14 protein-coding genes and 2 pseudogenes are annotated in these 15,921 nt (G+C 64.7%); 6 read left to right on the forward strand and 10 right to left on the reverse strand.

The window, feature by feature from the left end; genetic code table 11:
- Positions 1 to 8: 8 nt before the first annotated feature.
- The 4 genes and pseudogenes from ahpF to PE067_RS16415 form a co-directional block, all read right to left on the reverse strand.
- Positions 9 to 1,499 (reverse strand): alkyl hydroperoxide reductase subunit F, encoded by a 1,491-nt coding sequence (gene ahpF / locus PE067_RS16400; protein WP_276190785.1) that lies wholly within the window; start codon positions 1,497 to 1,499, stop codon positions 9 to 11.
- A gap of 141 nt (positions 1,500 to 1,640) precedes the next feature.
- Positions 1,641 to 2,202: pseudogene (ahpC, locus tag PE067_RS16405) on the reverse strand (alkyl hydroperoxide reductase subunit C).
- Between the two features lie 188 nt (positions 2,203 to 2,390).
- Positions 2,391 to 3,464, reverse strand: coding sequence for a sulfotransferase (locus PE067_RS16410; protein ID WP_276190786.1), 1,074 nt, complete (start codon positions 3,462 to 3,464; stop codon positions 2,391 to 2,393).
- On the reverse strand, positions 3,464 to 4,057 hold the full coding sequence (locus tag PE067_RS16415) for a TetR/AcrR family transcriptional regulator (RefSeq protein ID WP_276190787.1): 594 nt from the start codon (positions 4,055 to 4,057) through the stop codon (positions 3,464 to 3,466). Before PE067_RS16415 ends, PE067_RS16410 begins: the two co-directional genes overlap by 1 nt.
- Positions 4,058 to 4,365: 308 nt before the next feature.
- On the opposite strand from PE067_RS16415, the pseudogene PE067_RS16420 reads away from it, so the two are divergent.
- The 6 genes and pseudogenes from PE067_RS16420 to PE067_RS16445 all read left to right on the forward strand — a co-directional run.
- A pseudogene (locus PE067_RS16420) lies at positions 4,366 to 4,656 on the forward strand (ketoacyl-ACP synthase III); the annotation flags it as partial.
- 313 nt (positions 4,657 to 4,969) lie between these two features.
- A complete protein-coding gene (locus tag PE067_RS16425) occupies positions 4,970 to 5,164 on the forward strand; it encodes a 3-oxoacyl-[acyl-carrier-protein] synthase III C-terminal domain-containing protein (protein WP_276190851.1) in 195 nt (64 codons plus the stop codon).
- A 120-nt stretch (positions 5,165 to 5,284) separates the two neighbouring features.
- Positions 5,285 to 7,252 (forward strand): NAD-dependent epimerase/dehydratase family protein, encoded by a 1,968-nt coding sequence (locus PE067_RS16430; protein ID WP_276190788.1) that lies wholly within the window; start codon positions 5,285 to 5,287, stop codon positions 7,250 to 7,252.
- Positions 7,253 to 7,366: 114 nt separating this feature from the next.
- Positions 7,367 to 7,603, forward strand: coding sequence for a hypothetical protein (locus PE067_RS16435; RefSeq protein WP_276190789.1), 237 nt, complete (start codon positions 7,367 to 7,369; stop codon positions 7,601 to 7,603).
- Between the two features lie 212 nt (positions 7,604 to 7,815).
- The gene (gene ybaK / locus PE067_RS16440) at positions 7,816 to 9,117 is read left to right on the forward strand and encodes a Cys-tRNA(Pro) deacylase (protein WP_276190790.1); all 1,302 of its coding nucleotides are present in this window, start codon (positions 7,816 to 7,818) and stop codon (positions 9,115 to 9,117) included.
- A 60-nt stretch (positions 9,118 to 9,177) separates the two neighbouring features.
- The gene (locus tag PE067_RS16445) at positions 9,178 to 9,393 is read left to right on the forward strand and encodes a hypothetical protein (protein ID WP_276190791.1); all 216 of its coding nucleotides are present in this window, start codon (positions 9,178 to 9,180) and stop codon (positions 9,391 to 9,393) included.
- Positions 9,394 to 9,653: 260 nt separating this feature from the next.
- Here PE067_RS16445 and PE067_RS16450 read toward each other — a convergent pair whose 3' ends face one another.
- From PE067_RS16450 to PE067_RS16475, 6 genes are all read right to left on the reverse strand, one after another.
- Complete coding sequence (locus tag PE067_RS16450; RefSeq protein WP_276190792.1) at positions 9,654 to 10,427, reverse strand: hypothetical protein; 774 nt, start codon at positions 10,425 to 10,427, stop codon at positions 9,654 to 9,656.
- Positions 10,428 to 10,621: 194 nt separating this feature from the next.
- Entirely contained in the window at positions 10,622 to 11,110 is a 489-nt protein-coding gene (locus PE067_RS16455; protein WP_276190793.1) for a hypothetical protein, read from the reverse strand.
- Between the two features lie 71 nt (positions 11,111 to 11,181).
- Positions 11,182 to 12,183 carry an RHS repeat-associated core domain-containing protein gene (locus PE067_RS16460; protein WP_276190794.1) on the reverse strand — a complete coding sequence of 334 codons (1,002 nt, stop codon included), beginning with the start codon at positions 12,181 to 12,183 and terminating at the stop codon, positions 11,182 to 11,184.
- Positions 12,110 to 12,703 (reverse strand): hypothetical protein, encoded by a 594-nt coding sequence (locus tag PE067_RS16465; protein WP_276190795.1) that lies wholly within the window; start codon positions 12,701 to 12,703, stop codon positions 12,110 to 12,112. Before PE067_RS16465 ends, PE067_RS16460 begins: the two co-directional genes overlap by 74 nt.
- Positions 12,636 to 13,955: a hypothetical protein gene (locus tag PE067_RS16470; protein ID WP_276190796.1), complete on the reverse strand. Its 1,320-nt coding sequence runs from the start codon at positions 13,953 to 13,955 to the stop codon at positions 12,636 to 12,638. Before PE067_RS16470 ends, PE067_RS16465 begins: the two co-directional genes overlap by 68 nt.
- Before the next feature lie 151 nt (positions 13,956 to 14,106).
- The gene (locus PE067_RS16475; protein WP_276190797.1) at positions 14,107 to 15,921 is read right to left on the reverse strand and encodes a PAAR domain-containing protein; all 1,815 of its coding nucleotides are present in this window, start codon (positions 15,919 to 15,921) and stop codon (positions 14,107 to 14,109) included.

Consider the following 15,921-nt stretch of genomic DNA (forward strand, 5'->3'; position numbering starts at 1 on the left):
GTCGCCGTTCAGTTACGTAGTACTAGGTTAAGAACGACTATACTCGTGTGACAGCACCTAAGACGCCGGGGACCGAGGATCGCGCCGTGGCCGTCCATGACGATCTCGCCCCGCGCGGTCAGATCGACGACGCCTTTCAGCCAGTCGGTATTGGGCAGCAGGCCGATCTGGACGAAAATCCCCTGCACCTCCAGATCATGCGCCTGATCGGCGGCACGGTCGCGCCAGGCAAGGCCGGTGACGCGGGCGCCGTCGCCCTTGACCTCGGTGGTCAGCGCATTGGTGATGACGGCGACATTCGGCAGGCTGCGCAGTTTGCGCTGCAACACGTCATCGGCGCGCAGCACCTTGTCATATTCGATCAGCGTGACATGGCTGACGATGCCGGCCAGATCAATCGCCGCCTCGACCCCCGAATTGCCGCCGCCGATCACCGCGACCGATTTGCCCTTGAACAGCGGGCCGTCGCAATGCGGGCAATAGGTCACGCCCTTGTTGCGGTATTCCTGTTCGCCGGGCACCCCCATCGACCGCCAGCGCGCCCCGGTCGACAGGATCACGCTGCGCGCCGACAGGGTGGCGCCGCTTTCCAGCCCGATCTGCACCAGATCGCCCGACAGGCTCAGCGATTTGGCGGTTTGCAGGGTCATGATGTCCACGTCATATTCGCGGATGTGGTTTTCCAGCGCCTGCGCCAGTTTCGGCCCTTCGGTATGGGGGACGGAAATCAGGTTTTCGATGGACATGGTGTCCAGCACCTGCCCGCCAAGTCGTTCGGCGACGATGCCGGTGCGGATGCCCTTGCGCGCGGCATAGATCGCGGCGGCTGCACCGGCAGGCCCGCCGCCGACGACCAGCACGTCATAGGTTTCCCGCGCCGCCAGCTTTTCGGCGTCGCGCGCGGCGGCGCCGGTGTCGATCTTCGACAGGATTTCTTCCAGCGCCATGCGGCCCTGACCGAACACCTTGCCGTTCAGATAGATCGTCGGCACGGCCATGACCTGCCGCTTTTCGACCTCTTGCTGGAAATCGGAACCGTCGATGGCGACATGCCGGATGCGCGGGTTCAGCACCGCCATCAGGTTCAGCGCCTGCACCACGTCGGGGCAGTTCTGGCAGGATTGCGAGAAATAGGTTTCAAAGGTGAAATCGCCGGGCAGGTTGGCGATCTGGTCCAGAATCTCGCGTTCCGCCTTGGGCGGGTGGCCGCCGACCTGCAGCAGCGCCAGCACCAGCGATGTGAATTCATGCCCCATCGGCAGGCCCGCAAAGCTCAGCGAGATATCATGGCCGGGGCTGGTCAGCGAAAATGACGGGCGGCGGTCGTCCTGCCCGTCAAGGCTGACGGATACCTTGTCCGACAGTTCCGCGATTTCATGCAGCAAGCCCACCATCTCGGCCGATTTCGCCGATGCGCTGGTCGAGGCGATCGGCACGACCGGCCGCGTCAGCCGTTCCAGATAGGCACGCAACTGGGTTTTGAGATTGGCGTCAAGCATGGGAAATCCTCGGGCGAATAAGGGGCGGATGGACGCCCCGCGCCGGTGGCGCGGGACGGGTTCAGGGCCGCAGACAAGCGGAAACCGGAAATCGTGAACTGCGGCCCATGAAGTCAGGACGATGACGTCACGGTGCGGCGATCAGATCTTGCCGACCAGCTCCAGCCGAGGGGCCAGCGTCTGTTCGCCTTCCTGCCATTTGGCGGGGCAGACTTCGCCCGGATGGGCGCGGACATATTGCGCGGCCTTGATCTTGCGGACCAGATCGGTGGCGTCGCGGCCAATGCCTTCGGCGGTGATTTCCATCGCCTGAATGATGCCGTCCGGGTCGACGATAAAGGTGGCGCGGTCGGCCAGACCTTCTTCTTCGCGCATCGCGTCGAAGTTGCGGGTGATGATGCCCACCGGGTCGCCGATCATCGCATGTTGAATCTTGCCGATGGTGTCCGAGCTGTCATGCCAGGCCTTGTGGGTGAAATGGGTGTCGGTCGAAACCGAAAACACCTCGACGCCCAGTTTCTGCAACTCGTCGTAATGGTCGGCGACGTCGCCCAGTTCGGTCGGGCAGACAAAGGTGAAGTCGGCCGGATAGAAAGAACACCGCCCATTTGCCCGCGATATCGGCGTCCGAGACATTGATGAACTTGCCCTGCTTGAAGGCGGTGGCGGTAAAGGGTTTGATCCGGGTGTTGATAAGGGCCATGTGAACACCTGTCTGCTTGAAACGGTCGGGGCGGGGAATCGCCCGTATCCTCTGCGTTGCAGCATAGCGGTTGCGCGGCTTGGGGTGAAATAGATCGGGCGGCAGATTTCGATAGGTTTTGGCTATTGATAATTCCGCGGGTAATTTGCCCTGCCGTTGCCCGGTTCTGCCGTGATTTGATATTCGTATTATAATTCAGTGCGTTGATCTGGTTTCGCGCCAAAGCGCCGGGCCAGAAAGGCGGCAATCGCTGCTTCGCCCATGGCGCAGGATTCCCGTAGCCGCTGGCGGTCGGGCTGCGACAAATCGTCCAGTCGGGACGGGCGCTTTTGCGGCAGCGCGGCGGCCCGGTCCAGCCAGTCGTCCGGCGCCTCTCCCGCCAGAAACCTGCCCACGGCCCGCAACTGGCGGCGGGGGTCCGCGACCAGCGATTCATAGGACAGATGGGCCAGATCGCCGGGCGGAATCGCCGCCATCGCCTGCGTGCCGCGCTGCATCATCGCCGACCAGAAGGCGCCGACATCGGCCGGATCCGGGCGCGTGTCCAGAATCCGCGTGACCGGAAAGATCCGGCCCGAAGCCTGCAGCGCCCGCCAGATCCGCCCCCGCCCGTAATGGCTGCCGGGTGCCATCAGGTCGATGCCAAGCGGGCGCAGGCGTTTCCACATCCAGACGGCGATGCGGGTCGCGGGGTAATCGGCCATCGACAGCACCGTATCCGGCCCGTTGCGGGTCAGCAGCAGGTGGCGCGCGCCGGGAAACAGGCGCAGCAGCGTGCGGGTCGCGATGATCGAGCCGCCCGATCTTTCGACCCAGACCCTGCGGCCCTGCTGCCGGGCCAGCGCCGAAAACAGGTCGCGATAATGCGCCCCCGCATCCTGACGCGGCGCGGCCAGCGCGCGCGATTGCAGCCAGTGAAACAGCGCGTCGGGATCGTCGGACAGATGGGGCAGGGCGATTTGCAGGATCGGCGGGCAGAACCACGGGTCAAACTGCGCCGGCCCCGCGCGCCCATACAGGAATTCGCGCGGCGCCCGGTCCGGGTTGGCGATGGCCGATGCAAAGCGCGTCGGCCGTGCCAGCCCGTGCCAGAACCGCCCTGCGCCGATCCGGCCTTGTGGAAAGGCGTTCGGGCCTGCGGTCGAAAACACCTCTGACAGGCTGAGGATGGCGGGGTGCAGGCGCAGGATATCCGACAGCAGCGTCGATCCGCAGCGGGCCGATCCCAGAACGAAACCGCCGTGAAGGGAATTGGCGCGCATCAGGTGCGGAACCGGGCCAGCATCATGTCCAGAATCGCCTCGGTCACATGGTTCAGGGGTTGCGGCGTCACCAGATCCAGCCGCCGCCCCAGATCCAGCGAGATCGCGCCATGGACCGCCAGATAAAGCTGTTCGGCCTGCGCCCAGGCCCGCGCGTCGTCGGTTTCCCCGGTCACTTCGCGCAGCATGTCGCGCAACTGGCCCAGCAGGAACCGGACAGAGGCCGTATACCAGTCGGGAAAGCTTTCGCGCTTGCGCGTGCCGCCGAACAGCGCCGCCCACAGCGCCGGATTGCGCTGCATGAAGGCGATATAGCGGCGCAAAAGTTCCTTGAGCCGGACATCGGGCGGGGCGCTTTCGGGCAGGTCGACAAAGATCAGCCGCAGGTCGGTCAGGGTGCGGCGGTTCACCTCGATCAGCAGGTCCGACATGGATTCAAAGACGTTGTAGATCGACGCCGCCGTATAGCCGACGCGCTTGGCAATGGCGCGCGCGGTCAGCGCATCGACGCCCTCGTCGCGCAGGATATCCTGTGCGGCGTCAAGGATGGCCTGTCGCAATTCCTCGCGGGGCAGGCGTTGGGGGCGGGCCATGTCGATCCTTTCTGAACAATGTTCAAAAATTCGCTTGACGGAAACGGAAAGGCAAGGCAAATTTTGTTGAACAGTGTTCAATAATGGTGAACCCGATGCTTTCCAAGGCCATGACGACGAATCGGCCAGCCGGGATGCGAATTCTGGGGACAGGGAAATACCTGCCTGTTCAAAGGGTTGGGTCGGATGAAATCGACGGGCGGCTTGGCTGGCCGCGCGGGACCACCGAAAACCGCTATGGTCTGGCGGCGCGTCATGTCGCAGGCGATGGCGAGACCAGTTCCATGATGGCGGCTCAGGCCGCGCGCATGGCGCTGGACAATGCCGGGCTGGACGCCCGCGACCTCGATCTGATCCTTGGCGGCTGCGGCGTGATGGAACAGGCGATCCCGTCAACCGCGACGCTGGTGCAGGCGCGGCTTGGTCTGGGGGACACGGGCATTCCCGCCTATGACGTGAATGCGACCTGCCTGAGCTTTGTTCAGGCGCTGGATCTGGCCGCGATGAAGATCCGCTGCGGGCAGGCGCGGCATGTGCTGGTCTTCGCGGCCGATATCGCCTCGGTCGGGCTGGATTGGGCGGAACCCGATACGGCGGCGATCTTTGGCGATGGCGCGGCGGCGGTGGTGCTGGGCGCCGATGGCGACGGCCCGCTGGCCGCGCGGTTCGAAACCTATGGCGCGGCGCGCGATGCCTGCGTGCTGGAAGGTGGCGGCACCCGGATCACGGCGGCCGTGGACCCCGAGGCCGCGATCCGCGCATCCTATTTCCGCATGGACGGGCAGGCGGCCTTTCGCGCCGCCGCCCGCCATCTGCCGCGCTTTCTGAAACGCCTGCTTGGCGATGCCGGGGCCAGCCTGTCGGATCTGGCCTGTATCGTGCCCCATCAGGCCAGCGGGCTGGCGCTGGAACATGGGCTTGCGCGGCTTGGCCTGCCGGTGCAGCGCGTCATCAAGACCTTCGCGCTATGGCAACCAGATCGCCGCATCCATCCCGACGGCGCTGCATACCGCGGTCGAGGAAGGCCGGATCCAGCGTGGCGATCTGGTCTTGCTGCTTGGCACATCCGCCGGGGTGTCGATCGGCGGCATGGTGGTGCGTTACTGATGGGCCGGGTTCTGGTCACAGGGGCAACCGGATGCCTTGGCGGCGCGCTGGTCCGCGCCTTGCTGGATCGTGGCGACAGCGTCATCGCGCAGGGCCGCGACCTGCGGGCCGGGGCCGCGCTTGGCCCATGCCGGGGCGCAGTTCCTGCCGCTGGACCTGTGCGATCCCGCGCCGCTGACCCCGCATCTGGCCGGGGTCGAGACGATCCACCATTGCGCTGCCCTGTCATCGGCATGGGGCCGGCCCGAGGATTTTCAGGCGATCAACGTCACCGCCACCCGTCGCCTGCTGATCGCCGCGCGCAGATCGGGGGTGCGGCGGTTCATCTTGCCTCGTCCCCGCAGCATTTACGTGGATGGCAGTGACCGGCTGAACCTGACCGAGGACGCGGCCCTGCCCACTCCGCTTCGCCAGCGATTACGCGCACCAAACACGCAGCCGAGGCGGCTGGTGCTGGCAGCCGACGGGCATGGGCTGCGCACCGCCGCGCTGCGGCCCCGTGCGATCTATGGCGCGGGGGACCGCGCGCTGCTGCCCTGGCTGGAAACCGCGATCCGGCGCGGCACCGTGCCGCTGATCGGCGGCGGGCGCAGCCTGATCGACGTCACCCATGTCAGCGATGCGGCCCATGCCATGCTGCTGGCGGCCGAGCGCGCGGATGCGGCGGGGGCCGGGCCTTCAACATCACCTCGGGGCGGGCCTATCCGTTCACCGAATTGCTGGATGCCGCCTGCGCGATCTATGACGCGCAGTGCTCGCCGCCGCGTGCTGCCCTATGGGCGTGGCGATGGCGCTGGCGGCGATGCTGGAAACGGCGCACCGGCGTGTTTCGCCCCGATATCGAACCCATTCTGGACGCGTCAGGCGGTCGCCTCTCTGGGCCGCAGCCTGACGCTGGACATCTCGGCCGCGCGGAAGGTTTGGGGTTCCTTCCACGGGTCGAGCTGGCGCAGGGGATCCGCGACTATGCCTGAGTTGCATCCCCTGCGCATCGGCCATTGCCGCGGCCCCGAATCCCTCACCCGGCGCGGCGGGCGCTGGCGCATCGCGACATTCCCGGCGGGCGCCGGCCTGATCCGCCACTGGCAGGGTGATGTGCTGTTCGATACGGGCTATGGCAGCGCCTTCTGGCGCGCGACGGCCCGCCTGCCGGAACGGCTGTATCGCTGGACGACGCCCGCGACGCTGTGCATGGGCGAACGCCTGCCCGAACAGTTGCGCCACATGGGCGCCCGGCCCGCGCTGGTCATCCTGTCGCATCTGCATGCCGATCACGTCGCGGGCCTGTTCGACATCCCCGACGTCCCGGTCCTGACATCGCGCGCGGCATTCGCGGCGCTGGAGCGGGGCGAGCGGCTGGCGACGCTGAAGGCCGGGGTGCCTGAGCCCCTGCGCCGCCGCCTGCGCGCCCTGTCCCCGCGCTTTGTCGAGGATTGCCCGCAGGTCGCCCCACCCCCCGGTTTCGCGGGTTTCGGCCCGGTCCATGACCTGCTGAACGATGGCCAGCTGCTGGCCGTGCCGCTGCCCGGACATGGCGCGGGGCAGTTCGGTCTTTACCTGCCCGACACGCCCGCAGGGCCGCAATTCCTGATCGCAGATGCCGCATGGAGCCGCGCCGCCCTGCGCGACGACGCCCCGCCGCCCGATCTGACCCTGAATCGCCCGGGGGATCGCGCGGCCTATCTGCAGACCTTCGCCCGCCTGCGCCGCCTGATGGCGGATCGCCCCGATATCACGCTGTGGCCGTCCCATTGCGACGAAGCCTTTCCCGCCCGCGACCCGGCCCGCGCCGTGGAACCGGCGACGCTGTCACAGCCCCCGCATTCCCAAACGGCCGGTTCCGGCCCGGTCGGGAATATGCGGCAGCAGGCCGGATGGCCGTCTGCCGCACCTGCTGCCCCTGTCCTTTCCCAGTTCCCTGTTTCCCATTCCACTGTTTCCCGGTTCGATGTTCACCCGTTCCCTTCCGTTGGGGCAGTTCTGGACGGGGCCCCTGCACAGGGGGCCCTGGCTTTCCCGCATCGCGGCGATCCTGGGCGCGATCCGGCAGCACTGGCCGCCGCTTTCGAAACCCTTTCATCAAGGTGATGCCGTGACGCCCCTTTCCGCTTTCTGGCAGGCCCGCTATGGCCGAGGCTTCCCCACCCGCGACGCGGTCGCCGCCCATCAGGCGCGGGGCTGGACCGCCTGCGCCGCCAGATCATGCCGCAATCGCCCTTTTACGCCGCATATGCCGACCGTCCCGTCGGGGAATGGCCGTTGATGAACAAGGCGCGGCTGATGCACCATTTCAGCGAAATCAATACCCGCAACCTGCCCCGCGACACCGCCCTTGCCGTCGCTCTGCAGGCCGAGGAAAGCCGCGATTTCACCCCCTGCTGGGCGAGCTGGCCGTGGGGCTTTCGACCGGCACATCGGGCCAGCGCGGGCTGTTTCTGACCAACAGGCGCGAGCGCGCGCTTGGGCTGCCACCATGCTGGGGCGGTTCTGGCCCGGCCCGCTGCTGTCGCGCCAGCGCATCGGTTTTTTCCTGCGCGCCAACAATGCGCTGTATGAAAGCCTTGGCAACCCGTTGATGCGGTTTGAATTTTACGACCTGCTGCAGCCGCTGGAAGATCACCTGCCCGCTCTCTGCCAATCAGGATCCGACCGTGCTGATCGCACCCGCCCAGATCCTGTGCAAACTGGCCGAGGCGCATCTGGCCCGCGTCCTGACCCTGCGCCCGCAGCGCGTGATTTCCGTGGCCGAAGTGCTGTCGCCCGAAGACGCCGCCCTGATCGCCCGCGCCTTTGGCCGCGCCCCCGATCAGGTCTATCAATGCACCGAAGGGGTGCTTGGCCAGACCTGCCGCGCCGGAAACCTGCATCTGAACGAAGCATTCGTCCATTTCGACCGCGATGTGATCGACGCGGCGACCGGCGCCTCTTGCCCGATCATCACCGATTTCACCCGCGAGACCCTGCCGATCCTGCGCTATCGGCTGGATGACGTGCTGATCCCCGACCCCGAGCCTTGCCCCTGCGGCTGCGCCAGCCAGCGCCTGAAACGGATCGAGGGGCGGGCCGATGATATCCTGTGGTGGGCCGCATCGAATGGGGCGCGGCGGATGATCCCGTCCGATGCGATCCGCCAGGCGATTGCCGTTCTCAGCGTGCCGGTGCGCGACTATCGCGCGATTCCAGGCGGATGGCGCGCTGACGATCTGGCTGGACACCGACGCCATCGGCGCGGCCGAATCCGGCCTGCGCGCCGGGCTGACGCAGCTTGCCGCCCGCTTTGGCGCGCGCCCGCCGGTTATCCATATCCGTCGCGGCCTGCCCGCCGATCCCGGCGCCAAGCGCCGCCGCGTCATCAACATCCCCGACAGCGCCCCCGCCCTGCAAACCGCCTGACGCTTGCCTTTGATCGCCCGGTTTGGCTAAGGGCGTGCGGGAGCAAAGGGGGTCAGGGGGCGCGGATGAGCACTCAGACACCGGCAACGCGGGCGCTGACGCAGGCGAAAATCGCCTTTCGCGTGATCGAATATGATTATGCGGCGGGAACGGGCGCCATCGGCCTGCAGGCCGCGCAGGCGATTGGTGCCGATCCCGCGCGGGTGTTCAAGACGCTGATGGTCGACATCGACGGCAAGCCGGGCTGCGCCGTCATCCCCTCGGACCGGACGCTGTCGATGAAGCGCGCGGCGGCGGCCTTTGGCGGCAAATCCGCGCAGATGATGCCCCCCGACGGGGCCGAGCGCCTGACCGGCTACCACACTGGCGGCATCAGCCCCTTTGGCCAGAAACGCGCCGTGCCGGTGGTTTTCGACGACAGTATCCGGGCGTTTGAACAGGTCGTTCTGAATGGCGGCAAGCGCGGGATGATGGTCGAGCTGGCGGTGTCGGACGCGGTGGCGGCGGCCCGCGTCCTGCCGCTGATCAGCGCGGTCCCGGGCCTGTCAGGCCGCATATGATGATGATTCAGGATCCGGGGCGGCTTAATCCGGGGAAAGCGCGGGCTAAGGCACCAATAGTTGCTGCAGGAAACCCTCGACCGCGGCATTGCCGGCAACAAGGAATCTCGGATATTTCCCCTGTTCCTCGGGCCCTATGTTGCGCAACAACTGGTCGCCTTGATAAAGGCTTGCGCCGACCTGTTGGACCAGCAGATCAAGATCCGCATCGGTGACGGCAAGCTGTCCGATCACCGGCCAGATCTTTCTTTCGTGACGTTTTTCTTGTCGCAATAAATGACGGTCGCGGATTGCCCCATGACCGTAAACCGCTGATATGGCCCGTCATTGATCCGCACATCCGCAACGCTGTCAAAGACACCCGGCAAGACGACCATGCCCATGACATCCCTGGATCTGTTCGAGAGCCAGATCACCTTGCAGGCAAATATCCGGCTTGCGGCCGGGATAGCGATCACGGCGCCGGATTGGATTTGGCCGGTTGTCATCATCCTTCAACACATTTTTGCAGATCGGAAAAGGCCAGCACTTTGCGATCAGCGCGATAAAACGCCCTCTGGCAGCTTTTCGAAACCGGCCAGTGAAGCAGGGTCCAGCGCGACGATCCGTCCGTCATCGTGAAGACCACAAGGGTAAAGGCCGCAAATATAGATCTGAAACAGCCGTTCCAGAAAGGGCTCTCCGCTCTCGCCTTTGACGAAGCGTCCAAGCGAAACATATTGTAGATTCTCAAGAATTGAGTAGGCGACCGTAGCCCAGAATTCCTCGAAAGGCGTGATCGTCTTGCGAATCTTTTTCTTGTTCAGCGCGCGCTGAAACTCGCCCCGGCTGGTCCAAACCGCATCTGCTTCGGGCTCAATGATCGCGCGCCCCTGCTGGCCCTCTTCAGTTGCGTAGAAGTCATATACCCCCCCTTCGATCGCATCCGCCCAGACACCGTATCCTTCAGGCAGATCCTGCGAATTTTCCAAAACCATTGCGCGATCAAGATCACTTGTAACCTCGACATCTGCGGGCAACAAACACCGTCCCTCCCCCGACAGGAGCCGCGCGCTGGCAAAAAAACCGACGGGTTCAAGAATGTGTTGTAGTTGATCGCTCAAAATCCTGCGCCCCTTAGAATATTGTCCCAATAGGCCTGCGCGCGGGCCGTTCCCGTGCGCGTCCCGCCGGGCGTCTGTGAGCCGATCCAGTCTGAGCTGTGGATCGGAACGCCATTCATCATCTTTCTCTTCATGACGTTTTTCTTGTCGCAATAAATGGCGGTCGCGGACTGTCCCATGACCGTCAACCTCTGATATGCCCGTCATTGACCTGCACATCCTCAGCGCTTTCAAAGACACCGGGTAAGACGACCATACCCATGACATCCCTGAATCTGTCCGACAGCCCAATGACCTTGCAGGGAAAAAATCATTCCAGATATGGGAACGGTTATTACGGTGCCGGAATCAACTTCTGCCATGGCTCTCACATACATCGGCAGGATAGAGGGATGATCGCCCTAATCCGCGACGACATCACGCCAAAATGTCAGATAGGCTTCGATATTTTCATAACGAACGATTTCTGACCCCGCATCCAGAACAAAATAGCTGCGGGGTTCAGGGAATACAAAGTAGGCTCTTTGAAAAATAGACGGCAGATAATCATAGGCGAAAAGCACAGAATTGTTCTTTTTCGCTGGTTCGAACAGCAGAAGGCCCTTGTCAAAGTCGCTGCACAGCAGTTCCGATATATTGGGGTTTTTCAAAAGATCGGGCATTTCGGCGGCGGATAGCCAGACCTGTTCGACGCTGCACAGGCTCGAGGGTGAACCGAATTGATAGAACTCTTGAATATCTTCGGGCGCTTCGATCCAGGTCGAGCCGTCGGCACATAGCAGCCGCTCGACCGGTCCGGCGGACTTGCCCGGCTTTGCGCTTTGCGATTCTGCGTCGCAATACAGGGCATTCAGCGTTTGGATTTCTGCCAGCAGGTCCGTAATGCTCATATCAGCTTTCCTTTCCAGACATCAAAACCACGTTACGCCGGTATAACTGGTTCCCGGATCGACGCCCTGCGTCAAGCCGCCGATATAGCTGTTGACATCACGATCAAGCGGCACCCGGCATCGCCGGGATCCGCCAGCCCACCCCATGCGGTATCGGGCAAATGCCCCGGCGCAAGATCGGTCATACCGCGTTCGTCCAACCACCGCCGTGCCCGCGACCGGAATCGGTTCGCATCCCTCGTCAATTGTGGCGTCATCCTCTGCCGGGTAAAGCCATTCGGAGAAGCCTGTGCCTGTTCATTCCATAGCTGCACGAAGGCGTCGAATTCATCTGCCTTTGCCGGATCATAAGCGGGGTCATTTGGATCCGCGAATTTGTTGCGTAAATTCAGCGTGCCATTGTCATCGACATAGGCGCAGGCCGATAGTCCCAGAGGGTCGATATAGCCGTTGGGATTGGCGACATAGGCCTGCGGGCGCACCCCCCCCAGCAGTCTCAGCGGGTCGCTTGACAGGTATTGTGCCGCATCCGGATCGTAATAGCGGTGGTTGTTGTAATGTAGTCCGCTTTCCGCATCATACCATTGACCCTGAAAGCGGATCGGGCATGATCCGGGGGCGCTGTCGGTGTTGGCGGCGTATTTGCGGGTCGCGGCCTTCTGGTCATCGCCCCACAGGTCCAGATCCTGACGCCAGATAACGGCGGCACCATCCTGGGTTACCAGTTCCCGCGGCGTGCCGATATGATCGTTGACGACATAATTCAACTCGCCCGAGGCATTTTGTGCCAGCGGGGCATGCGAGCCTGTCTCATACACCCATGAGGTTGCCATATCCCAGTTCGCGGTGCCGTCGGCGGCGATCACCGATTCGGCCACGATCCGGCGGCCCTCCCATTGATATGCCTTGCCGTCCGGGACGGTATGGCCGTCATCCGGGGATTTGTTCCCGGCATCGCCGCTGACGATACGAAGGCTTTGGATCCGTCGCCCGACCGCATCATAGACATAGCGCCAGACCTCGCCTTCGGGCGTTTCCAGGCGGGCAAGCTGGCCCCGGGCGTTCCAGCCCATGCGCCAGACGCGCGGGCGGAAGCCGGGTTCCTCGACGCGTTTTTCGATGACGCGACCGGCGTTGTCGTAGCGGTAATGGACCTTGTCCGCGCTGGCGGACGCGGCCGGCGTCCTGCACGACCTTTCGCGCCATGCCGGTGGCGATTTCGGTCAGGTTCTGGTTCGGGTCATAGCCGAAGCGGCTGAGCACCGGGTTTCCGCCCCGGCGGTCGAGCCTTTGGACGCCGACCACTTGCCCGCGCTGGTCGTAATCGAAACGCTTTTCGCCGGTGATCCGGTCGTTGACCGCAATCGCGCGATGGGCGCGGTCCCACAGATAGGTGCGATGGGCCAGCGCGCCCGCGCGGGTGATATGTTCGTTGCGGTGATCGCCGGTCAGGGCGCAAAAGCGGACCTCCTCGGGCAGGGCCGACAGGGGGCCCGCGATCTGTTCGACCAGCAGGCCGACATTGTTATAGCCCTGGGTCAGCGCGAAACCGGCATCCGAGCTCGCGCATGGTTTCCAGCCCGCGCGGGTCATAGGCAAAGCGCAGCGGAGCGTGGTCGCCGATGCGCAACTCCGCCAACTGGCCCGCGGCGTTGTAGCTGGCGGCAAGCGGCAGGACATCGCCGGTCCGGGCCACGCGGCCGACGCCATCGGCGGCATATTCGGAACGGATCTCGCGGCCGTTCTGCTTTTCGCTGATGACGCGGCCCATGATGTCATAGGCGTATTCGACCAGGCTTTCGGCGCTTTCGGCGCGGATGATCCGACCGGCGGCATCATAGGCAAAGCGGGTGCGCGACAGTTCCGCGCCACGGCGATAGCGCACCTCGGTCAACTGGCCAAGTGCGTCGCGGCTGTAGTCGCGCAGGGTGCCGTCGGGGGCCTGGCTGCGGATCAGCCGCCCGGCAATATCGTAGTCATAGGTGGTGACCAGACCGGAATAATCCCGTTCAGCCACGATGCGGCCGCAGGGGTCATAGGTCAGCTCGTAGCGTTCGCCCTTCTGGTTGATGACGGCGGTCAGGCGGGTCAGCGCGTCATGTTCAAAGCGCAGCTCATGGCCCTGTTCATCGGTCATGCCGGTGAACAGGTCAAAGGCGCCAAAGTGATAGCGCCGCGTTGCGCCAAGGCCGTTGGTCGCGGCGATCATCAGCCCTTCGCTGTCATATTCGGCGGTGGTGGTGCTGCCATCGGCCAGCCGGACGGCGCGCATGTTGCCGCGCGGGTTCAGGGCGTCGCGGGTATAGTCCCACCGCGTTTCCGCCCTGATTTCGTCGGTCATGCGGATCAGGCGGCCTTCGCCGTCGAATTGCATCTGCTGTTCGAAACCGGCGACGGTGCGCAGCATCCGGGGGCGGTTCAGCAGGTCGTAATAATAACGCTCCTGCCGGTTGCCGGGGTAATCGACGCGCAGCACCTGACCGTTTCCGGCGCGGCGATAGCGGGTGAAATTGCCATCCGGCTGTTCGACCGAGGCAAGGCTGCCCCTGTCGTCATAGCGAAAGACATGGGTCGCGCCCGTGACATCGGTATGGGACCGGATGCGGCCGGAAAGATAATAGCTCCAGCTTTCGCGATTGCCCTGAGGATCGGTTACGGCGACCAGATCGCCCCAGGCATCATAGTCGAATGTCGTGACATGGCCCAGGGGGTCGGTCCGGGAGAGCACGTTCAGATTGCGGCCCCATTCGGTCAGCCACTCGCCCCCTGCGGGGTCGATGCGGCGCCAGACCAGACCCTGATCGTTCCAGTCATAGATCGTGACATGGCCAAGCGCATCGGTCACGACCGTGCGTTTCGCCGCCAGATCGTAATCGAATGCGGTATTCAGATGGCCCGAATCCGACCAGTTGCGCGTGACCCGGCCATGCGCGCCATATTCGTAATGCGCGCGGGTCTGGTTGGTGTCGCCCCAACTGGTCAGCCGTTCCTGCGCGTCATAGCCGTAGCGCAGCGTGCCGGTCCTGGGACGAGATCGCCTCGGTCAGGATGTTGCGGCTGTCATAGGTCCAGACGAAACCGCAATCGGTGCTGTCCGGCGCGTTCAGCACGGCGCGGCGGATGACCATGTCGCGGCTTTCCACGGACAGGCTGAAGCCGTCGGAATGGCGCACCTCATGCAGGCCGTTTTCGTCATAGACCAGACGGATGCGGTTGCCGTTGCGGTCCTGAATGCGCGTCAGCAGCAGCCGGTCGCCGCGCCGGTGGCCAAAGATCGCGAACATCTGGCGGCGGCGGTCATAGACAAAGACCTCGCCCTCGCGGTTGCCTTCCAGGATCAGATGGGGAAAGCGGATGTTCTTGGCGCGGATATCGTCGCGCGGGGCGTGGAAATCGATCAGGACGCCGTCTTCGTCCTGATAGGTGATTGTTTCGCCGTCGAATTTCAGATGCTGCGCCCATGTGCCCGCCCAGTGGCGGCCCTGAATCCCCTCGCATCCGGGGCGGTAGCTGCGGGTCAGGACCAGCGGGATCGTGCCCGGAATCGCGATATCGGTGCGGGTTTCGGCCACCAGCCCCGAGGCGACATCGACCGGGTCGCCATCGGTCGTGCGGTCCGGGTTCGGCGTGTTGTCATGGTTCGACGACTGGTCCGGCGTCCGGTTCTGGTTGGGCGTGTCGGCATCCGGCGTGCGGGCGGGATCTGGCCCGTCGCCATCGGGACGGTTGCCGGGCGTGGACCCGCCGTCGCCATCGCCCGCGTGATTGGTGCGGTCGCCGACCGGATCGGGACGGGCGGCGGTGTCGCCGCCGTCAGGGCGGTTGTGGGTCGGGGACGGGCCATCGGCATCGGGCCGGGGCGTCGGCCCATCGGCATCGGGGCCCTTGTTGCCTTTCGGAAAGGGCAGCAGATCGGCCGTGATCATCCCCGTGCGAAAGGCGCGGTCGATCCAGCCCGAATCGATGTCCATCTGCATCGCGCTGGTATCCAGCGTGATCGCGATCGAGGCGACCCCGTCATTGATCGTGCCGTCGCAGGTCGTCTTGTGGCCGACGCGGGCGATGGGCAGACCGTTGGCAAAGACGGTTTCCGCGCCCTGTGCGACGAATTGCGGCCCGCCGTGGTTCTTGCACAGAACCTTGTCGGTAACGCGGGCGACGGGCTTGTTCTTGAAATAGACGTCGGGCGAGCCCTGGGCGATCTCGCCCTTGTTGGTGCCGTATTGCCCCGCGGCCGAGGCAAAGCCCGCCGTCGCGCCAAGCGCCAGCCCGGCCACCACGGCGATGGCCAATGCGCCGGTGCCAAGCGTGGCGATCCCCACGACCGCGATCAGCGCACCAAGCGCGACCGCGCCCAGCAAACCCCAACCGCTGGTATGGGCAACCGGATGGCCGACGGTCGCGGGCATTTCCGCATCGCCCATCTGATCCATGCCGAAGATGCCGCCCATCACGACATGGCCCATCGCGCTGCCGAATTTCTCGCCGACCCAACCGGCGGCGAAACCCGCCGCCGCCAGCCCCGCCGCAGGCAGCAGCGCCGCCCCTGCCGCCGATCCGGCCGCCGCGAGCGTCGCCCTGCCCGCCAGCGCGCTGCCCCCGGCAAAGGCCGCAGGCAGCGCGACGCCGCCGACCAGCATGGTGTTCTGCACCAGATCGCTTTCGACGAAATCCAGCGTGGCGTCATAGCCCTGTTCGAAATCCGAACGGCCCGTGAAATCCGGCGTCGTCAGTTCCGTGCTGCCGGTATTTCCGGCCTGATCATGCGAGAAATCCGCGCCACTGGTCGCTGCCGTCGTCAGGCCGCTCAT

Source organism: Paracoccus sp. DMF-8, assembly GCF_029309835.1.
Classification (GTDB): domain Bacteria; phylum Pseudomonadota; class Alphaproteobacteria; order Rhodobacterales; family Rhodobacteraceae; genus Paracoccus.

Coding starts and splice junctions, on each gene's coding strand:
- PE067_RS16475 (WP_276190797.1), bottom strand. CDS start 15,921: ATGAGCGGCCTGACGACGGCAGCGACCAGTGGCGCGGATTTCTCGCAT.
- PE067_RS16410 (WP_276190786.1), bottom strand. CDS start 3,464: ATGCGCGCCAATTCCCTTCACGGCGGTTTCGTTCTGGGATCGGCCCGC.
- PE067_RS16455 (WP_276190793.1), bottom strand. CDS start 11,110: ATGAGCATTACGGACCTGCTGGCAGAAATCCAAACGCTGAATGCCCTG.
- PE067_RS16450 (WP_276190792.1), bottom strand. CDS start 10,427: ATGACGGGCATATCAGAGGTTGACGGTCATGGGACAGTCCGCGACCGC.
- PE067_RS16460 (WP_276190794.1), bottom strand. CDS start 12,183: ATGGGCTGGAACGCCCGGGGCCAGCTTGCCCGCCTGGAAACGCCCGAA.
- ahpF (WP_276190785.1), bottom strand. CDS start 1,499: ATGCTTGACGCCAATCTCAAAACCCAGTTGCGTGCCTATCTGGAACGG.
- PE067_RS16425 (WP_276190851.1), top strand. CDS start 4,970: ATGGGCTTGCGCGGCTTGGCCTGCCGGTGCAGCGCGTCATCAAGACCT.
- PE067_RS16415 (WP_276190787.1), bottom strand. CDS start 4,057: ATGGCCCGCCCCCAACGCCTGCCCCGCGAGGAATTGCGACAGGCCATC.
- PE067_RS16435 (WP_276190789.1), top strand. CDS start 7,367: ATGCCGCAATCGCCCTTTTACGCCGCATATGCCGACCGTCCCGTCGGG.
- PE067_RS16465 (WP_276190795.1), bottom strand. CDS start 12,703: ATGACCCGCGCGGGCTGGAAACCATGCGCGAGCTCGGATGCCGGTTTC.